Annotated in this window: 13 protein-coding genes; 5 read left to right on the top strand and 8 right to left on the bottom strand. The window is 36.4% G+C overall.

Annotated elements, in window-relative coordinates:
* Window positions 1-418: 418 nt before the first annotated feature.
* Window positions 419-634 (bottom strand): hypothetical protein, encoded by a 216-nt coding sequence (locus G6N06_RS19730; RefSeq protein ID WP_205334764.1) that lies wholly within the window; start codon window positions 632-634, stop codon window positions 419-421.
* An 863-nt stretch (window positions 635-1497) separates the two neighbouring features.
* Window positions 1498-1998, bottom strand: a complete 501-nt coding sequence (locus tag G6N06_RS11870) for a hypothetical protein (protein WP_163516963.1) — start codon at window positions 1996-1998, stop codon at window positions 1498-1500.
* Between the two features lie 216 nt (window positions 1999-2214).
* Here G6N06_RS11870 and G6N06_RS11865 point away from each other — a divergent pair, with 216 nt between their 5' ends.
* Window positions 2215-2544, top strand: coding sequence for a YtxH domain-containing protein (locus tag G6N06_RS11865; RefSeq protein WP_163516962.1), 330 nt, complete (start codon window positions 2215-2217; stop codon window positions 2542-2544).
* A gap of 234 nt (window positions 2545-2778) precedes the next feature.
* Here the strand turns inward: G6N06_RS11865 and G6N06_RS11860 are convergent, their stop codons facing one another.
* Both G6N06_RS11860 and G6N06_RS11855 read right to left on the bottom strand, forming a co-directional pair.
* Entirely contained in the window at window positions 2779-3849 is a 1071-nt protein-coding gene (locus G6N06_RS11860; protein WP_163516961.1) for a response regulator, read from the bottom strand.
* Window positions 3850-3897: 48 nt separating this feature from the next.
* Window positions 3898-7542, bottom strand: a complete 3645-nt coding sequence (locus G6N06_RS11855) for a PAS domain S-box protein (protein ID WP_163516960.1) — start codon at window positions 7540-7542, stop codon at window positions 3898-3900.
* 793 nt (window positions 7543-8335) lie between these two features.
* Here G6N06_RS11855 and G6N06_RS11850 point away from each other — a divergent pair.
* Together G6N06_RS11850 and G6N06_RS11845 are read left to right on the top strand one after the other, a co-directional pair.
* Window positions 8336-10168, top strand: a complete 1833-nt coding sequence (locus G6N06_RS11850; protein ID WP_163516959.1) for a pyruvate kinase — start codon at window positions 8336-8338, stop codon at window positions 10166-10168.
* 390 nt (window positions 10169-10558) lie between these two features.
* On the top strand, window positions 10559-11188 hold the full coding sequence (locus tag G6N06_RS11845; RefSeq protein WP_163516958.1) for a phosphoribosyltransferase: 630 nt from the start codon (window positions 10559-10561) through the stop codon (window positions 11186-11188).
* 352 nt (window positions 11189-11540) lie between these two features.
* Here the strand turns inward: G6N06_RS11845 and G6N06_RS11840 are convergent, their stop codons facing one another.
* The 4 genes from G6N06_RS11840 to G6N06_RS11825 form a co-directional block, all read right to left on the bottom strand.
* Window positions 11541-11726, bottom strand: coding sequence for a YtxH domain-containing protein (locus G6N06_RS11840; protein WP_163516957.1), 186 nt, complete (start codon window positions 11724-11726; stop codon window positions 11541-11543).
* 202 nt (window positions 11727-11928) lie between these two features.
* Window positions 11929-13089, bottom strand: coding sequence for an RtcB family protein (locus tag G6N06_RS11835; protein WP_163516956.1), 1161 nt, complete (start codon window positions 13087-13089; stop codon window positions 11929-11931).
* A gap of 432 nt (window positions 13090-13521) precedes the next feature.
* Window positions 13522-14286, bottom strand: a complete 765-nt coding sequence (locus tag G6N06_RS11830) for an exodeoxyribonuclease III (RefSeq protein ID WP_163516955.1) — start codon at window positions 14284-14286, stop codon at window positions 13522-13524.
* A 51-nt stretch (window positions 14287-14337) separates the two neighbouring features.
* The gene (locus G6N06_RS11825) at window positions 14338-15411 is read right to left on the bottom strand and encodes a saccharopine dehydrogenase family protein (protein WP_240338050.1); all 1074 of its coding nucleotides are present in this window, start codon (window positions 15409-15411) and stop codon (window positions 14338-14340) included.
* 408 nt (window positions 15412-15819) lie between these two features.
* Here G6N06_RS11825 and G6N06_RS11820 point away from each other — a divergent pair, with 408 nt between their 5' ends.
* Both G6N06_RS11820 and G6N06_RS11815 read left to right on the top strand, forming a co-directional pair.
* The gene (locus tag G6N06_RS11820) at window positions 15820-16680 is read left to right on the top strand and encodes a universal stress protein (protein WP_163516954.1); all 861 of its coding nucleotides are present in this window, start codon (window positions 15820-15822) and stop codon (window positions 16678-16680) included.
* 375 nt (window positions 16681-17055) lie between these two features.
* A complete protein-coding gene (locus G6N06_RS11815) occupies window positions 17056-17361 on the top strand; it encodes a hypothetical protein (RefSeq protein WP_163516953.1) in 306 nt (101 codons plus the stop codon).
* The last annotated feature ends 8 nt before the right edge of the window (window positions 17362-17369 follow it).

Below are 17369 nucleotides of genomic sequence, written 5' to 3'. Positions count from 1 at the left end.
ATCGTAAGAAAACAGAAAGTTCAATAAAATAAATCGTCTCAACAGAAAACTGCGAGTTTCGGCTTCCAGTTTCTATTTTAAAAAAAAATTCTAAAAAATCGTACAACTGACCTGGGTCATTTCCTAAAACGATAAACCATTGTAAATTGGTATTATAATATATGTTATAGTTGTTCTTTGAAACAAAAGATATGGATTCCTTGCTGTAGATGTACAGGGGAATCCTGCGTGACAAAGGATTCTTAGAAGTTTGAGTTATTATATTGACTTTTTAGAAAGTGTATAATGCCTAAAGATTCCATAGACTCATTTGCACCAATAATCTGGGACGGTAAAGTGTCCCAGATTATTTTAAAACATTGGCTATCAACTACTGCAAAGAAAGTATAGCCGGTATGAGGCGATTGAATTTAGTTTATCAAGATCGGTGTTTTTCAAAATTTCCAGAAATGGAGGACTTGATCGGCTGTTTGTTGGTAGAGATAAAGTGAATCGCTTCAACAGGAAACTGGAAGTTTCCGCTTCCAGTTTCTTTTCTAAAAAAAGCTAAAAAATGCTGCAACTGACCTAGGTCATTTCCTAATACCATAAACCATTGTAAGTTAGCAGTATAATTACAGGTTAGACCGTTCATTGAAAACATATAATATAGGTTCTTGCTGTAGATGTACAGGGGAATCTTGGGTATCAAAGGTTTCTTAAAAATTTGAGTTATTATATTGACTTTTTCAAAGTGTATAATAGCATAAAATTTCATAGAATAATTTGTACCAGTAATCTGGGACGGTAAAGTGTCCCAGATTATTTTAAAACATTGGCTATCAACTACTGTAAAGCAAGTATAACTAAGATGGAACGATTGAGTTTATTTTATTAAGATTGGCTAGTTGAGTGTTTTAGAATTTTAGAAAATAAAATACAAAATGAATCGATTGAACCTACGAATAAAATGAATCGTTCCAAAAGGAAACTGGAAGTTTCGGCTTCCAGTTTTTATCTTGAACATTTATGATAGAATTATCGTGTCCAATTTTGGTGGTCATTTGTTCTTTTATTTTTCGTCTCGAAATTGTGAATAAGATTATCAAAATACCTTTTTTGAAAAACAATTACTTGATGTAGGATCGAACAACATCCCCATGGCAGCAATATTCTTGTAAAAGCTTTAAGTGTACTGTGTTGACTTTCTTAAAAAGTGTATGCAATGTCTAAAGATTCCAAAGAATAATTTGCTCCAAGAATCTGGGACAGTAAAATGTCCCAGATTATCCTAAAAGCTATGGTTACCAACAGCTGAAAAGCAAAGTGTAACTCATATGAGGTGGTAATCTATGTAACCAGCGCTTTATTTGTTTAATAGTCTGAGATAGGTTGGTTTAAACAATTAAACAGTGGTAAACATAATGATCACTTCATAAGAAACGAGAAGTTACGACTTCTCGTTTCTGTTTTAAAGCTATTTATAACACACAAAATATTTGTGGGTTCCTATAAACCCTAACACTCAACAGGGCTATTAAGAATCATATCCAATTTTTGTATTTCGTCTGAAAAACCTCTTAAAATTAATAAATATTGGCCGCTATCCAAGAGTCTCAGATAGGTTGTTGCCTCGGTTTCAGTTACTCCTATTCCCCTAAAAATTCCGTAAGGTCCAGAAGATAGGGTAGCTAAATACCTCCCGTTTATTTTTTGGAGAAATGTAGATACCAAAGGACCCACTATAAAAATAAATCCACTTTCCGGATTATAAAACTGTCCAAAGTTTACGGTTTTGCCCAACAAATCTTTCCAATATGCTTTTATATAAGAAGTATTCTCTGGAATTTCCATGTCTTTATCGCTATAAAATTGGATGACCTTTCCTAAAATAGTCATCTGAAATTCAGAAGCATTTTTTTCTTTAATCTGTTCCAAAACATTCTCTAGTTGTGGAAGTTCTTGAAAAGCTTTAAAATAAACCTGTTTCTGCCTTGTATTATAGTTATCTGATGTCATTATCAACAATAAAAATATGGTGTAAAACCAAATGTTAACCCAATATAGCGCGATCGTTGAGCATTAGAAATGATGTAGGTCAATTGGCATCAGAAGGACTGCTAGTATTATGAAGTATGAAAGTCATCATAAGAACAACAACTGAGCTACATCATTTTGTACACCACTTTCTCTTTATATTTTTACTGTATAGAAATAACTCAAATAATCAATATCATGAAAAACAATAATGTAAAACTAGTTCTCTCGTTTTTAACTGGTGCAGCAATTGGCACAGGACTCGGTATTTTATTTGCTCCAAATAAAGGAAGTGAAACCAGGGAAAAAATAAAACTGACAGTAACCGATGCGACACACGAAATTTCAGATCGGTTAAAACATGCCAAAGAAGAACTTACCAAAACTGCAAACGAAAAAAAGATAGCTTTCGAGAAAAAATTAGATGCTACCCTATCCAACATGAGCTATAAGGCTGAAGATATCATCACCTCTTTGGAGGCCAAATTGGAAGATCTAAAAAAGAAAAACGCGCGATTGCAAAAATAGAGATCAATGGCTTTGTCCAGGAATTATTGTTGCCATACATTCAAACTATAACAGAACAAAGCCAATCTAGTGAGAAAAAACTAAAACAAATGGGGCAACTAGCAATGTTATAAAATCGCACCCGTTGGGTTAAATCGATACTCTTGTTAGCCCCATTGGTTGAACATAGAGCAGTTGAGTATTGAAGTAGACCATATAATAAGTTTTACCTCATTGAGTCGTACTGTTCTTTTCCTACCCAAATATCACAATTTCCTCAAGGGCTTCTATATCTTCCAATACAATTCTTCTGCCAGACCCAATGGTTATTAAACCTTCATCCTTAAAGTCGGTGAGCATACGTATGGCTGTTTCTGTTGCCGTACCAATAAGACCTGCAAAATCCTCTCTAGCAATGCTAATACCCTTATCTTCACTATCGATTAAAATACGTTGGTTATGTATATCTAACAATGCCTTTGCTACACGTTGCCTTACAGTTCCATACGCCACATTTACCATTTGTTCTTGCGTCTCCACCAGATTGTTAGAAATTAAGCTTACAAACTTATTAGCAACTTCTTTGTTTCCATGCATGAGGGTTTTAAAATCCGATTTGGGAATTTCGTAAAGTTCAACATCTTCAAGCACCGTAGCAGTTTCAATGTATTTACCTGTATCCGTCAATAATGATAACTGGCCAAAAAAATGTCCAGCACTGCACAAGCCTGTTACAAACTCTTTTCCTTTTTCAGTAGATTTATAGGTCTTGACAACGCCGCTGTGTATGAAATACAGGGAGTTGGCCGCACTCCCTTCCATATAGATGACATCTCTCTTATTGAATTTTTGTGGCGAATAGTCTTTGGATAAATGATCTAAATCCATATAGGTTGAGGCCGCTTCAATAAATTCGGAAACGCCTTCAATGGTTTTAGAGTATTCCTTTTTCAAAAAGTCGTGTTTTTTCATTCGGCATTCTATAGCCTCTAATAATTCGTTTTCACTAAAAGGTTTGGTCAAATAATCGTCTGCACCTAAATTCATACCTTTCCGCATGTCTGTCCTTTCTGTTTTGGCGGTGAGAAAAACAAATGGAATACTTGCTGTTTTTGCATTTTTATTTAAGTCACGTAATACTTCATAGCCATCCATTTCTGGCATCATAATATCACAAACAATAACATCAGGAAGTAGCTGTTTTGCTTTTTCAAGTCCAATTTTTCCGTTTTCTGCGGTGGCAACTTTATAACCTGCAAGCTCTAGAATGTCGGCAGTATTTTCGCGAACATCCACATTGTCTTCAATTATTAGTACTTTTTTCATAGACATATTTATTAATCATCATCAAGTCTTTGGCAATCTCACGCCATTTCATTTATTTGCTTTTAGAGGAAATTCAACCCAAAACGTAGTGCCACTATTTAATTTACTTCTAAAACGAATCCTCCCATTCATCAATTCGGTGTAACTTTTTACAATATTTAAACCCAATCCTGTGCCTTCGATATTGGCAGCATTCTTTGCCCTAAAAAAGCGATCAAATAAAAACTGTTGCTCTTCTATTGGGATACCAATGCCCTGATCTGAAATTTCTATGATCACCTTGGCTTGGGTTTGGGAGATTTTAAAATCTATCGGTGTTGACTCCAATGCGTATTTTGATGCATTGGACAATAGGTTGTTTAGAATAAGACGTAATAATTTTTCGTCCAAATCCACATAGAGTACTTCACTATCACTCCTAAAATCAATTCCTTGCCCTGCTTTTAAGGTTGGATAGATTTCTTTAATTATCAATTTAGAAAAAGAAACTAAGTCGATTCGTTTTGGCGTTGGTACTACCTGTCCTTCTTCTAATTTGCTCAAGGAGAGAAAGTCATTAAGGATCAACACAAGATTATCCACATTCTTTTCAATTTGAGCCACATACTTTTCTCGTTTAATCTCATTCCCTTGATCATTTTGCTTACCAATTAAAATTGCAGATGTAAGTATGGCACTTAACGGAGTTCTAAATTCATGAGAGGCCATTGAAACAAAACGCGACTTCAATTCGTTTAATTCTTGCTCTTTTCTTAAGGCGCTTTGTATCTTAAATTCAATTTCCTTTTGGTTGGAAATGTCGTTATAAACGTGCAATGCATAACTTATTTGATTATTATCATCAAATAAAGGGGCAGTATTTGTAGCGAAATATCTGTTTTTATAAGAGATTTCAAAAGAGAGGTACTGTCCAGAAAGTGTTTTTTTGAAATTTTCTTTAATTCGTGCTTTTCGTTTTTCAGAAAAAACAGTAATATCTTTAAGAATTGTACCGTTGGTAATGAACTGTTTTAATCCTAATTGAGTTAAAGCCTCACCTTCGGCAAAGAGTACTTTAAAATCCTTGTTCACGACAACAACAAAGCCATTTGGGAAATTTTTAGCAATTGCTGAGGCCATGTTCTGACTTGCCACAACTTCACTTTCTATTTGTTTGGTGAGGAGTATTTGGTCTTCGAGATGGAGATTAGATGCCACCAATTCCTTTACAGTTGCCATAACTTCTTGGGTGCGCTCTTGAACTTTATCTTCCAATTCTTGAGCATATTTCTCTAACTGCTTTTTATTCTTTTCCAACATCATAGTGTGATTATGATTTTCAATGGCAATACTTGCCAGATAGGTCAAATCTAAAAGCATTTCTTTTTCGTTGGTTGAAGGTTGCTTTGTAAATGCGCTATAAACACTAAACGTACCCAACACTTGATTGGTAGATGACATAATAGGAAATGCCCAAGAAGATTTTAAACCATTCTTTTTGGCCATTTCTTTATAATCTCTCCATAGCACACTAGTTTCAATATTAGAAACAATAACATCTTTTCGCAAAAATGACGCAGTACCACTAGATCCCACATTTGGACCAACTACAGTGCCTTCAATACAATTGCAGAATGATTTTGGCAACTTTGGTGCTGCCAATACGTGCAATGATTTGTCTTCATTATTCAAAAGTAAAATAGAACCCATGCAATTTTTAAGATGTGCTTCTGCCGTTTCAATAATTTTTTCAGCAATGGTTTTTAAAGGTTTGTATTGCGCTATTAATTCTAATATTTCTTGGGTTCTATCCTTTAGGTCTTCTGCTTTAGCCTTATTTGTTACGTCGTTCTGAATACCAATAAAATGGGTTAATTTATTCTCCTTGTTATGTACAGGCGTTATGGTCACCTCATTCCAAAAGAGAGTCCCATCTTTTCTGTAGTTACGTAACACGACATTACAAGCTTGGCCATTTAAAATGGCATTTTTCATTATAGTGATCTCTTCTTGATCTCTTTCATCATTCTGTAAAAAATGGGTATTCTTACCTAAGATATCGTCTTTATTGTATCCTGTCAATTTCTCAAAAGCCTCGTTACAATAAACTATAGGTGTTCCTGGTTTTTGAGCATCTGAAATTACAATACTATTGCTAGCGGAAGCCAATGCCCTGTCCTTAATAAGCAGTTCTTCCTCTTGGGCTTTTTTATTTGTAATATCCCGGGCTATGGTCAACGTTCTGTTCTTGCCCAATGGCACCAAACGGGTCTCAAAGACCATCGGTCCGGATAGAGTGTCTATTTCTACCTCAAGAACTTCCATCGTCTTTGTTTTTCCGACTCTCCTAAAAGCTTGGATAAATTTTCTATACACCATTGAAGGTGCAATTTCCAGGATATTTTTGCCCAGCATTTGTTCCTTTGGCTTTGGTAACCACATAGGATTTTGGGCATACAATTCAATTATGTTTTGATGTTCATCCTGGACCGAAATCAAATCTGGAAGAGCAGCTAAAATAGCTTTACTTCTCACCTCCTCCTCCTCGATTCTCTCTTTTAGTTTTTGTTTCTCAGTGGTATCCCGAATGATGGTCAGAAGGCTATGGTCGCTCATAAGTACCACACGTGCCTCATAATGTTCTATTTCCTTTTCACCTTTATAGCTATATTCTACAATTTGCATTTCTCCGGTCTCTATGGCTTTTTGATGAGACACGATCATTTTTTTATAAAGATGGGATGGTAATACGTCTTTCATATTTAAGCCAATGAACTTTTCCGGTGGCATAAATAATTTTGTTGGATTGTTGGCATACCAATCTGTATAATTGCCCTTACGATCTTGGATGAAGGTCATATCCGGCATAGCAGATATCAAAGCTTTCATTTTGGCTTCGTTTGCTTTTATAGTAAGTTCCTGCTCCTTTTGCACGGTTATATCGGTTACAAAGCCTTCTAAGGCTATTGCCTCATTTTGGTTGTTATAAATGGCTTCGCCCTTTACCCAAACGTACTTTATACTACCATCTTTATGTTGGATGCCATGCTCAAAATCATAGGATGTTCTCTGTTTTATGGCCGTTTGTATATGTTCCCAGACACTTTCGCGATCTTCTTCCAAAATAAGGTCTCCATAAATTATAGTTCTGTTTTTAAAATCTTCATATGGATAACCTGTAATTTCTAAACACCCCTCGCTGATATAATGCATGGTATAATCTCTATTGTTTTCACAGCGAAATAAAATACCTTTCACATTATTAATCAAGGTATTAAATTTACGATTGCTCTCAATCAGCTTATCGTTTGTTTGTTTAAGTTTTTCAAAATTGCTTTTACGTATTGTGGCATCTCTTAAAAAAGCAATAGTCACATGTTCTCCTTCAAATAGCGTTGGACTTAAACTAATATCCAAACTAAATTCTGTTCCGTTTTTTTTAATTCCCCATAAATCAAGATGTTTATTTAATGCTCTGGGTTTGGGGTTCTCAGAATAGGATTTTATATGTTTCTCGTGTGGTTGTTTATATTTTTTAGGAATTAAAATATCAATATTATTACCCAGTAACTCTCCAGCGCCATAACCAAAAATATGTTCGCAAGCAGGATTGGCCATTAAAATATGCCCATCTTTTCTGACAACTAAAATACCTTCGACAGAAGCTTCAAAAACAGTTTGGAACAAGTCTTTATTTTTTGTTTTGTTATTCATCTGTATAAAATATATTAATAAATAAAAAGATGCTCCATTCAATCAGACAGGCATAATTGCGCCACGTGATTTATGAAATCTCATCGTAACGCTATCAACCACAAGTCTCTCAACTAAAGCGCCGAATGATGGCCAATTAGTCTTTCCTGTAAAGTTAAAAGGTTTGCCTTTCATTTAATATGATATTCATCATAATAGCAGACCTATGCCCCTGTTCTTGAGAAACACCAAAATTGATTATTCACGGACGCAAACTAGTACCGTAATTGGTAAATGCTATTGTTCAGAACAGCCTAACTGGGCTAAATCGAATTCCATGCGATTCAATAAAAGCGGTTATTGATCCAAATATCAAATAACCTCATTTTAAAGTTATAAATACTGAGCAAAGTCATGCTAACTCCTTGGGTTTATTCATAATTTTGCTTCATTTGGCATGAGAATGATCAACCAGGGCAAAAAGAATTGTCAAACACATTCAAAAATTACATTTCAGAAAGCTTGGCAAGGCAATATGATAACGAAATTGATGGATAATCCCATAAAACAGTATTTCAGAGCACAAAATGTCTTGATTTGAACATTCTGTGAAAGCTAAACATAATAATGGAATTTCAATTCCAGTTGATAGGTTTAATTATGCTTTGCACATATAGAAAATGCTGTAAAGATTTAAGGACGTGAAAACCTGTGGTATTCACATATCATTCTTATGCTAAATCAGAAACATATAGACGTCATTTGCCATCATTTATTTTCTAACAATCAGTAATAAACCCAATACTTTCCAATTATGCACTACCCAGAAAAGAAATTGCAAGTAATATCAGGAGTCATTGATTCGGTAATTGATAAAATTTTGGAATTTGAATCAAAATACAAAGTCCAATTGGACAATGTGCATCCAAATTACACCCAAAGTGCCAGGAATCTGATTCATTACCTTGCCCTGCGCTCTTTTGACATCAGCGACTTACAGGAAAAATTGGATGAAATTGGTTTGCCAATCTCTCCAGAATCCAAAAATAGCATTTATCACAGATTACTGAATTTCAAAACCATCCTTAATAGTTTATTGAACATTGATCCACCCGCTCATGAGGACATCCATCTCACGAACAAGGAAGCAAAGATCATTCAGCATCGCAATAGTCAAGTGATTTTCGGAACGATAAAGAACAAAAGGGAGACGGCCATTATGATAACCCAGCCAACTGAGGCCGCAACTGATAAAAACTTTGTTGAATCCTTGTTGAAACTGGGTATGGATTGTGCCAGAATCAATTGTGCACATGATGATGAGATTGTTTGGAAACAAATCATAAACAATATTAAAGAGGTTGAAAACGAATGTAAGATTGCGATGGATCTTGCAGGTCTAAAAATAAGAACGGGCAAAATAACGCCCGGAGCCAAGGTAATTCACATAAGACCGAAGCGGAACATGTTGGGCAAATTAGTAGCGCCTGCAAGGGTCTGGTTGGCTCCAAAAGGAATTGAACCACCAAAGGACAAGCAAGTAGATGCGGTCATTACTGTTAACGAGAAATGGATCAATAAAAGTGAAAAAGGCAGCACGATTGTCTTTAAGGATGCACGAGGAAAAAAACGTAAGATCATTATTGACGAGAAAGAAAACAACGGCATTTGGGGTTTATGCAACAAGTCGGCCTTTGTAACCATTGAAACCGTATTAAATGTGTTTTTTGAGAAAAACACCACCTTTGAGGTCCACAGTGTTCACGATTTGGAACCATTGGAAGCTATCATCTTCCTGTCCAATGGCGATCTGCTGAGACTCGATAAAGAGCCCATCTCAGGAAATCCAGCTGTCCTTGACGATGATGGCAATATTGTTGAAATAGCCCATATTTCAAGTACTTCACCCGAATTTCTGAACAATGTACAGGTTGGAGATCCCATCTTTTTTGATGATGGCAAGATTGGAGGCACGGTCATAGAGACCCATCCTAAATATCTGATTATTGAAATCACCAACGCAAAAAAGAAAGGTGGCAAACTCAGAGCCGATAAAGGGATAAACCTACCTTCCAGTAAAATCGATTTTAGCGGCCTGACCGATAAGGACAAAAAAGATTTAAAATTTATAGCGAAAAACGCTGATATCGTCAATTTTTCGTTTGTAAACAATAAAGAGGATGTCGCCGCTTTATTGGAAGAATTGAAAAAACTGAATGCCAATCTTGGCATAGTCTTAAAAATTGAGACATCAGAAGCCTTTAGGAATCTGCCAAGTATTCTGTTAAAAGCCATGGAAAACTATCCTATCGGAGTCATGATTGCCCGAGGCGATTTGGCCATTGAAACCGGTTGGAAAAATTTTGCCATCATCCAAGAAGAAATAATACAAATTTGCGATGCCGCACATTTACCAGATATTTGGGCTACGCAGGTTTTGGAGAATTTGACAAAAAAAGGGATTCCCACCAGGGCAGAAATCACCGATGCGGCAATGGCACAACGCGCCACCTGCGTCATGTTGAACAAAGGCCCGTATTTAGAACAAACCGTTAAAATGTTGGATCAGATTCTGTGCAAAATGCAGCGGATCCAAAACAAAAAAGGAGCCTTATTGCCACAGTTGGAATTCAATGAAAATCTATAAACCACCTATTAAATTTTAAGTAGGTATTATCAGGATTTGCGCATAAAAAATGATGTTCAATGGCATTAGAACCAGCATGACGTTTATCGAAATGTCTGACCCAAATCATTTGGCCTAATTTATTTTCAATATAACTTAACCAATTAAAATTATTGAAAATAAAGAAGTTAATAAAGTTTATGGAGTTTTATTGTTGATCTCAGGATTGTCGATCAAAAGCACAAATCCCTCTGATAGATGTCAGCCATAAACCTTTCAGACCAATAAATAGGTCCACATATAATATCATCATTAAAGATATAACATCTCTATTTTCCAAACCAGGCAAGTCGCTATTCGTGACAAAATTAACCTACGATTGGTTTACAAACTATGTAAAAAATAAACGCAATGAAATTTAAAGATAGAATTGAAGCTGCCAATTTGTTAGCAGAAAAACTTGCAACCTATAAAAACAAGAACGCCATAATCTTGGCTATTCCACGAGGTGGAGTACCCATGGGAAATGTTGTTGCAAATCAACTTAAATTACCCTTAGAGGTGGTGCTTTCCAAAAAAATAGGGCATCCGCTTCACAAAGAATTCGCCATTGGCGCAGTGACCTTGGGAAGTCGGGTTTTAAGTGATTCTGCCTCTCAAGTCTCTGACGGTTATATTGAGAAAGAAACCAAAGAAATCAGAGCCTTACTTTCCGAACGTTATCAAGATTATTATGGCAAAAAAGCACCGCTTAAATTAAAAGATAAGATTTTAATTATTGTAGATGATGGCATTGCGACTGGCAACACCATCATGTCAACCATAGAAATGTTGCATGCAGAGCAACCTGAAAAAATAATCGTGGCCATTCCCGTGTCTCCTAAAAGCACGTTACAAAAGCTTCAAGACTCACTTTATATTGATGAAGTTATTTGTCTTTCGGCTCCGGCTAATTTTATGTCTGTTGGTCAGTTCTATGAAGACTTTGAACAGGTTGACGATGCAGAAGTAAAAGCCATATTAAAGTCAAGAATGTCCTAAGTTTGAATAATAAATTGTCTTATTCACTCTAATCAGCTTCAGCGCATTCATAGCGGCTGTAGGATATAAATTCATATTTTGCTTTTCTAAAAATTTTAATTGCGCATGATATCAAACTCAGGTTTCCAATCATTTGGTTGCCGTACAAGAACTCATGGTCAGGGTAGCCTATCCAACTGTGTGGCAGCACGTGGCAAAAGCACTAATTGGCGTAAAAAACCAACGTATTTTAATCTAAAGTGATATTAATGGAATTAATATTATAGAAAAAGACCTTAAAACATATTTCTATGTTTTAAGGTCTTTCTTTAGGGGTTTTTCCAAAACTTATCGTCTACTTAACATCTGCATTTTAGATAAGCGCGTCCTTGGCGTCTTTTACAAATTCCGAAACGTTCTGAGAAGCATCTGTAACTGACCTTTTTATTTTTCTTCTGGTTTTACTGCCTTTATATGGCGCAAAAAGAATTCCAAGTCCAGCACCGAGTGTTGCACCTGTTAAAAGTGCGAGCATTAATTTTCCATTACAATTTTTCATGATTTTTTATGTTTTAAGTTATTCTTTAAAATATCTAAGTTATGATGAAATCTCCTTATTTGAAATGACCCAGGTCACGTCCAATAAACGACCCCGGGGCCTTCCAAGCAACACGGACAGGTAGAGCCCACGAGGTATTCAAATTAAAAAAAACTAAACGAGAGAGTCTCGGGGAGTTAAGAAATCGATGGGTGTTTCTATATCACCCCTTGATAACAGCTAGGGGTTGTAATTTGATTTGCACCTCCACCAAAGCCTCTTGATTTGCCATGACCTCATCTATATCTTTGTATGAGCTCGGAGCTTCGTCTAAATCCCCTTTGTGGCGGATGGCATGTAGTATCCCTTGGTCCGTAAGGATTTTTCTTTCTTCTTTGAGGTCAAGGTTTCTACGCGCTGCTGCCCTACTCATGACTCGTCCTGCTCCGTGGGAACACGATTCAAACGAATTAACATTTCCCTTCCCCTTTACGAGAAAGGATTGGGTGCCCTGTGATCCAGGGATCATACCCCATTCACCTTTTCTGGCCCGGGTGGCCCCTTTTCGATGTACAATCACCTCTTCACCAAAGTGCTCTTCCAAAGCAGCAAAGTTGTGGGGTTTATTAATAAAATGGGAAAATTCCACCTCAGGGATAATCTCTTTAAAAGCCGATTTTGTCCGTTCCATCATCAACTTCCTATTGGCCAATGCAAATTCGACGCAGTAGTTCATTTCATTCCAATAAAGATCGAAATACTCAGAATCTTCTGGAATAAATGCCAAGTCTTTCGGAACTCGTAACTCCAAGGCTTTATTTTTCTCTTTGGCAATATTATTATAGTGGTTGGCCACGGTAAAACCGATGTTTCTCGAACCTGAGTGGATCATGATCCAAATGTATCCATCAGACCCTTTTTGTATTTCGATAAAGTGGTTTCCTCCACCTAAAGTACCAACCTGATGAAGGGCACTTTTATATTCCTGCTCCACTATGGGCAAATTACCTTTTTTCTCAGGCATCCAAGATTCATCTTGGGGACTCTCATGATGATTGAATCCCACTGGGACGGTCTCTCGAATAATGGACATGATTTCTTTTAAATCAGCTGTTTCAATATCTGTCAGATTTGTTCGTAAGGAACACATCCCGCAGCCAATATCTACTCCAACAGCATTCGGGACCACTGCTCCTTTGGTGGCCAAAATAGCACCAATAGGCATACCGTACCCTAAATGGGTATCGGGCATGATGGCAATATGCTTAAAGGCAAAAGGTAGATTTGCAAGATCACGGGCTTGGTCTAAGGCTCCTTCTTCCACCTGTTCTTCTTCCAACCATAGTTTTATAGGTATTTTTTCCGTTGTAATGACTGCTTTCATATCTTTTTATTCTTTTTAATGTGTTTGTGTATAGACTTAACTGATAAACCTATGGTTTTGTTTCCAATTTTGCAATGACCAAGGTCAGTCTGCTACCTGATTTTCGAAATATGCAAGGGTTGATCTGACCCATCATCACTTTGCTTTCAATGCCTCAGCCAAAAGATTTTATCAATTTAATCTTTTAATATCGTGTTTATTTCCATAAGGTATAACGCCGATATCGATTTTTAGGAGTATTTATGTGACACTCATAGTCGGTATTTTACCTAAGAAGGTGCTAATTGATAGCGCTTTGACCTTTGAGAGGAAGAGACATCCGGTCAAGCATATCTCATTTATGATTGAAAAAATAATAGAGTTATGAGTCCAAACTGGTTTTCTGATATTTGAATATTTTCAAACCCTTTTTGAGAATATTAGCACAACATCTTACACTTCAAGCGTCAACTGAATAGGACAATGGTCGGAGCCATAATAGTCGGATAAAATCTCAACGTTCTTAACTTTATCCAATAAGGAATTACTGACCAAAAAATAATCGATTCGCCATCCCGTGTTGCGTTCGCGAGCTTTAAATCGATAACTCCAATAGGTATAGGCCACTGTATCCGGATGAAAATGTCTCCACGAATCCACAAACCCAGAATCAAGAAGATGGTCCATTCCGTCAATTTCAACTTGGGTATACCCTGCAGTTTTATTGTAATTGGCTTTGTCGTTTTTAAGGTCGATGGCTTGATGCGCTACATTTAAGTCGCCACATAGAATCACCGGTTTAGTTTCTTTCAAACGCATCAGATAATTTCTAAAATCTGTATCCCATTGCTGCCTATAATCTAACCTGACCAATTCTTGTCCAGAATTGGGGACATAGACATTGACCAAATAAAAAGTATCAAACTCAGCACATATCACGCGACCTTCTTGATCATGCTCCTCTATCCCCATGTCATTGGTAACAGCTATAGGTTTTACTTTGGATAGCACAGCAACTCCGGAGTAACCTCTTCTATCGGCAGAATTATAATAGTGATGATAATCGGTCAATTGGGATAAAGCTTTTTCTACTTCCTCATCTTGCGCTTTTGTTTCTTGAAGACATAATACGTATGGATCCATTTCTGATAGATCCTCAAAAAAGTCCTTTTGTGTGATTGCACGTATACCGTTAATATTCCAAGAGATTATATTCATGTTTTTGTTTTTGGAACTATTGGAAAGCATTTTTAAAACACTTTCCTCAATTTATTTAGGGTCTTTATAAGTCTCATACATCGATCCGAAATGCGATTGTAGAAACATATCCAGCGGAATCTCTTCCTGTTTAATAAAACCTTTGCTTTTTAATTTCCCTTCAGAAACAAGGTCTACGACAGCTGAAATGCTGCAAGCCGTAGTCCAACTTATAGCCCGCCAATCCTTACCATCCAAAGTAATGTTTCGGTAAGATTCGCTAAATTCCTTTCTTCTCAAGTCGCCATTTATCTTTCCTTCCACAGCGGCATAAATCAAAACGATATCATCATCGACCAGCGGCAAGGCATTGTTCAAAATTTCCTTCGCCAATTTTCGGTCGTTTTTTAACTGTAGATCATAAAGCAACAATTTCATGGCATTTCGATGTCCGGGATATCTCATGGTTTTGTAGTTTAAGGTATCTACTTGGCCATCTAAAGTTTCACACATAGTCCCCAGCCCACCTGAAGTAGAAAAAGCCTCATACTGGCGTCCGTTGATATTGATGGATTCCACATCGTCGAGGGAGCTAACCATTTTTCGCTGACTGTTGTGAATGACTTCGGCGTCATTAAGATATTCATTGATCACTCCTTCTGCACTCCAAGTAAAACTATAGCCCAATTGCCCCATAGGATGAAGAGGCAATGCCCCCACTCTAAGTTTTACAGCTCGAATTTCAGAAAACTGAGCGTACAATCCAGCACCTAGTATTCCGATAAATCCTGGTGCCAAACCGCATTGAGGAGCTAATACAGCCTTGCTGTTTTTGGACATTTCGCGAATAGCATTCAGTGTGGGTACATCTTCAGTTAAATCGAAGTAATGTACACCCATGTCGGATGCTATTTGAGCTATGTTGACATTGAGAAAAAAAGGCAAACAAGATACTACGGCTTTTTTGTGTTTTAGAAATTCACGAATCGTTTCATCTTTGGAAACATCACCTATTATAATTTTAAAAGGGAGCGAATCATCAGGTTCTAGACGATCCATACCTTCTACTTCATATTTCGAACTTAACAAGGTAGCCACAAGACTACCCACTCTACCTAAGCCGAGAATACCTATTTTGTCAATCATAGTTATCTTATTTGGTTTTGAGACTAAAAGTCCATTGTTTCAGTTTGTTTTAATAAGAAAGATGGAATTTACTAGTAAAAAACGACAATAGGAAAACTTTGTACTTCCAATTTATAAAAAATAACACACCTGAAATTCAATGGCACTCTGAAAAAGAATTACAGTAGATTTTTGTGGACAGGCACGGAGGCATTTATCATAACATATACGCAATTCCAAAAAAAAATACATTTTACAATGGTTAAAACAGTTCAACTTCCAACAGTTTTCCTAAGTCTAAAAATTGTCAAGATGAAACGTTTCAAATAATTAACCATATTTAAAGAATTAATAGTCAAGATGATTGATATCATATCCTTTTGACGATTCGTTTCTTAAATTTGATTTTTAATTAAAACTAAAGTTAAAATGAAATCGATTTTATACGCCACTGATTATTCTGAAAACTCCGTCGCTGCCTTAAAATATGCTTATAATATGAGTTTGAGCCTAAAAGCCAAATTATGGGTAGTTCACGTTTTTGAAAGTCCCTCAACTATGCAATCCAGAGCAAGAATTCCATTCCCAAATCTTGAAAAGGATGTTTTTAAGAAGCATAATAACCAGCTTGAGGAGTTTTGCAATAAACATTTAGGAGGTGATATAGAAACATTAAATGTGGCTGTAGAAGCCATTCAGGACAAATCGGCAGTGGATGGCATTGTATCAAAAGCCGAAAAGATCCAATCGCTACTGATCGTCACCGGGATGAATAGTACAAGCAAATTACGAAGACTGATCATGGGCAGTACGGCAAGAGGTCTTGTCGAAAAAGCACCTTATCCCGTATTGACAATTCCAGGAGATACGACGTATAATCCAATCAAAACCATTGTATATGCTACCGATTTTCAACAAGAGGATCTCGACGCCATTTGTAAACTGGCAACAATAGCCAAGCCTCTTGATGCTATCATCAAAATAGTTCATATTTGCCCATTGGACAAAACCATATGTGACATAGAGAAGTCACAAAGAAAAGAAAAGATTGATAAACATGTGAAATATGCCAAGGTGGAATTGGATGTTTTATATTCGGATGATATTTTCAATGAACTGAAAGCATATTCCGACAAAACCAATGCAGATATCATCGGGATGCTTGAGCGCGAAAGTACAAGTTATGCCTCGGATCTATTTTACCGAAATCTCTTGAAAAAAATGAAGTCTTACGGTAAAATTCCTTTAATGAGTTTTAATGCCAAGAATTATGGCAAGTTCCATCTTTAGAATTATGACAACTTAACCATTCAATAAAAAGACATTCATATAAAACCAAGTAGGAAAAAGGAATCATAAGGTCTCCACTGATCTGACTTTTTTTATATTTTCAAACTTCCTTCTTAATGGCCCAGACATATCGCTCAGATTCTGCTCTCAACCTTCACTATCCTAAGTTTTATTAGGCAAATAAGTCTATTCAGGCCTTGTCACTGCATCCAGCCATAAGTCATCCCAATTGACATTGTAAAACAATACAACTGACCCAAGTCATTGCTAACCTTCTAATTATCAAGTATATTAAAAACAGATTGGAACATAATAGCCGAGATGTTTAGTCTGATTAGATGTGTTCCAAAAATTAATAACTTTAAAACTATTTAAATGAAACGTATTTTTATTTGCCTGTCAATTGCAGCTTTTTCTTTTATGGGAGTGTCTGCTCAAGAAAACTATAAACGGATAAGTTCAGAGGAAAACCAAAGGAATCTTAGAATTTATCAGCAACAGCAGGAACAAGAATTGAAAGCAACCATTCGCGAGCAAACCGAACAATATATTAAGGATGCAGCGAGAAGAATGGAAGCTCAGAAACTAGAGATTCAAAACGAACGGGAAGCCCGACGTGCACGATTAACACACCGACCAGCTGGAATGGTTCCTTATAGTGGCCCTGCATTAGACTTTTAGTTTAATTG

This window comes from Gelidibacter japonicus (genome assembly GCF_010725055.1).
In the GTDB taxonomy this organism is placed as follows: Bacteria; Bacteroidota; Bacteroidia; order Flavobacteriales; family Flavobacteriaceae; genus Gelidibacter; species Gelidibacter japonicus.
The sequence above is the reverse complement of the archived record's forward strand: the minus strand, read 5'-3'. Positions and strand labels throughout refer to the sequence as shown.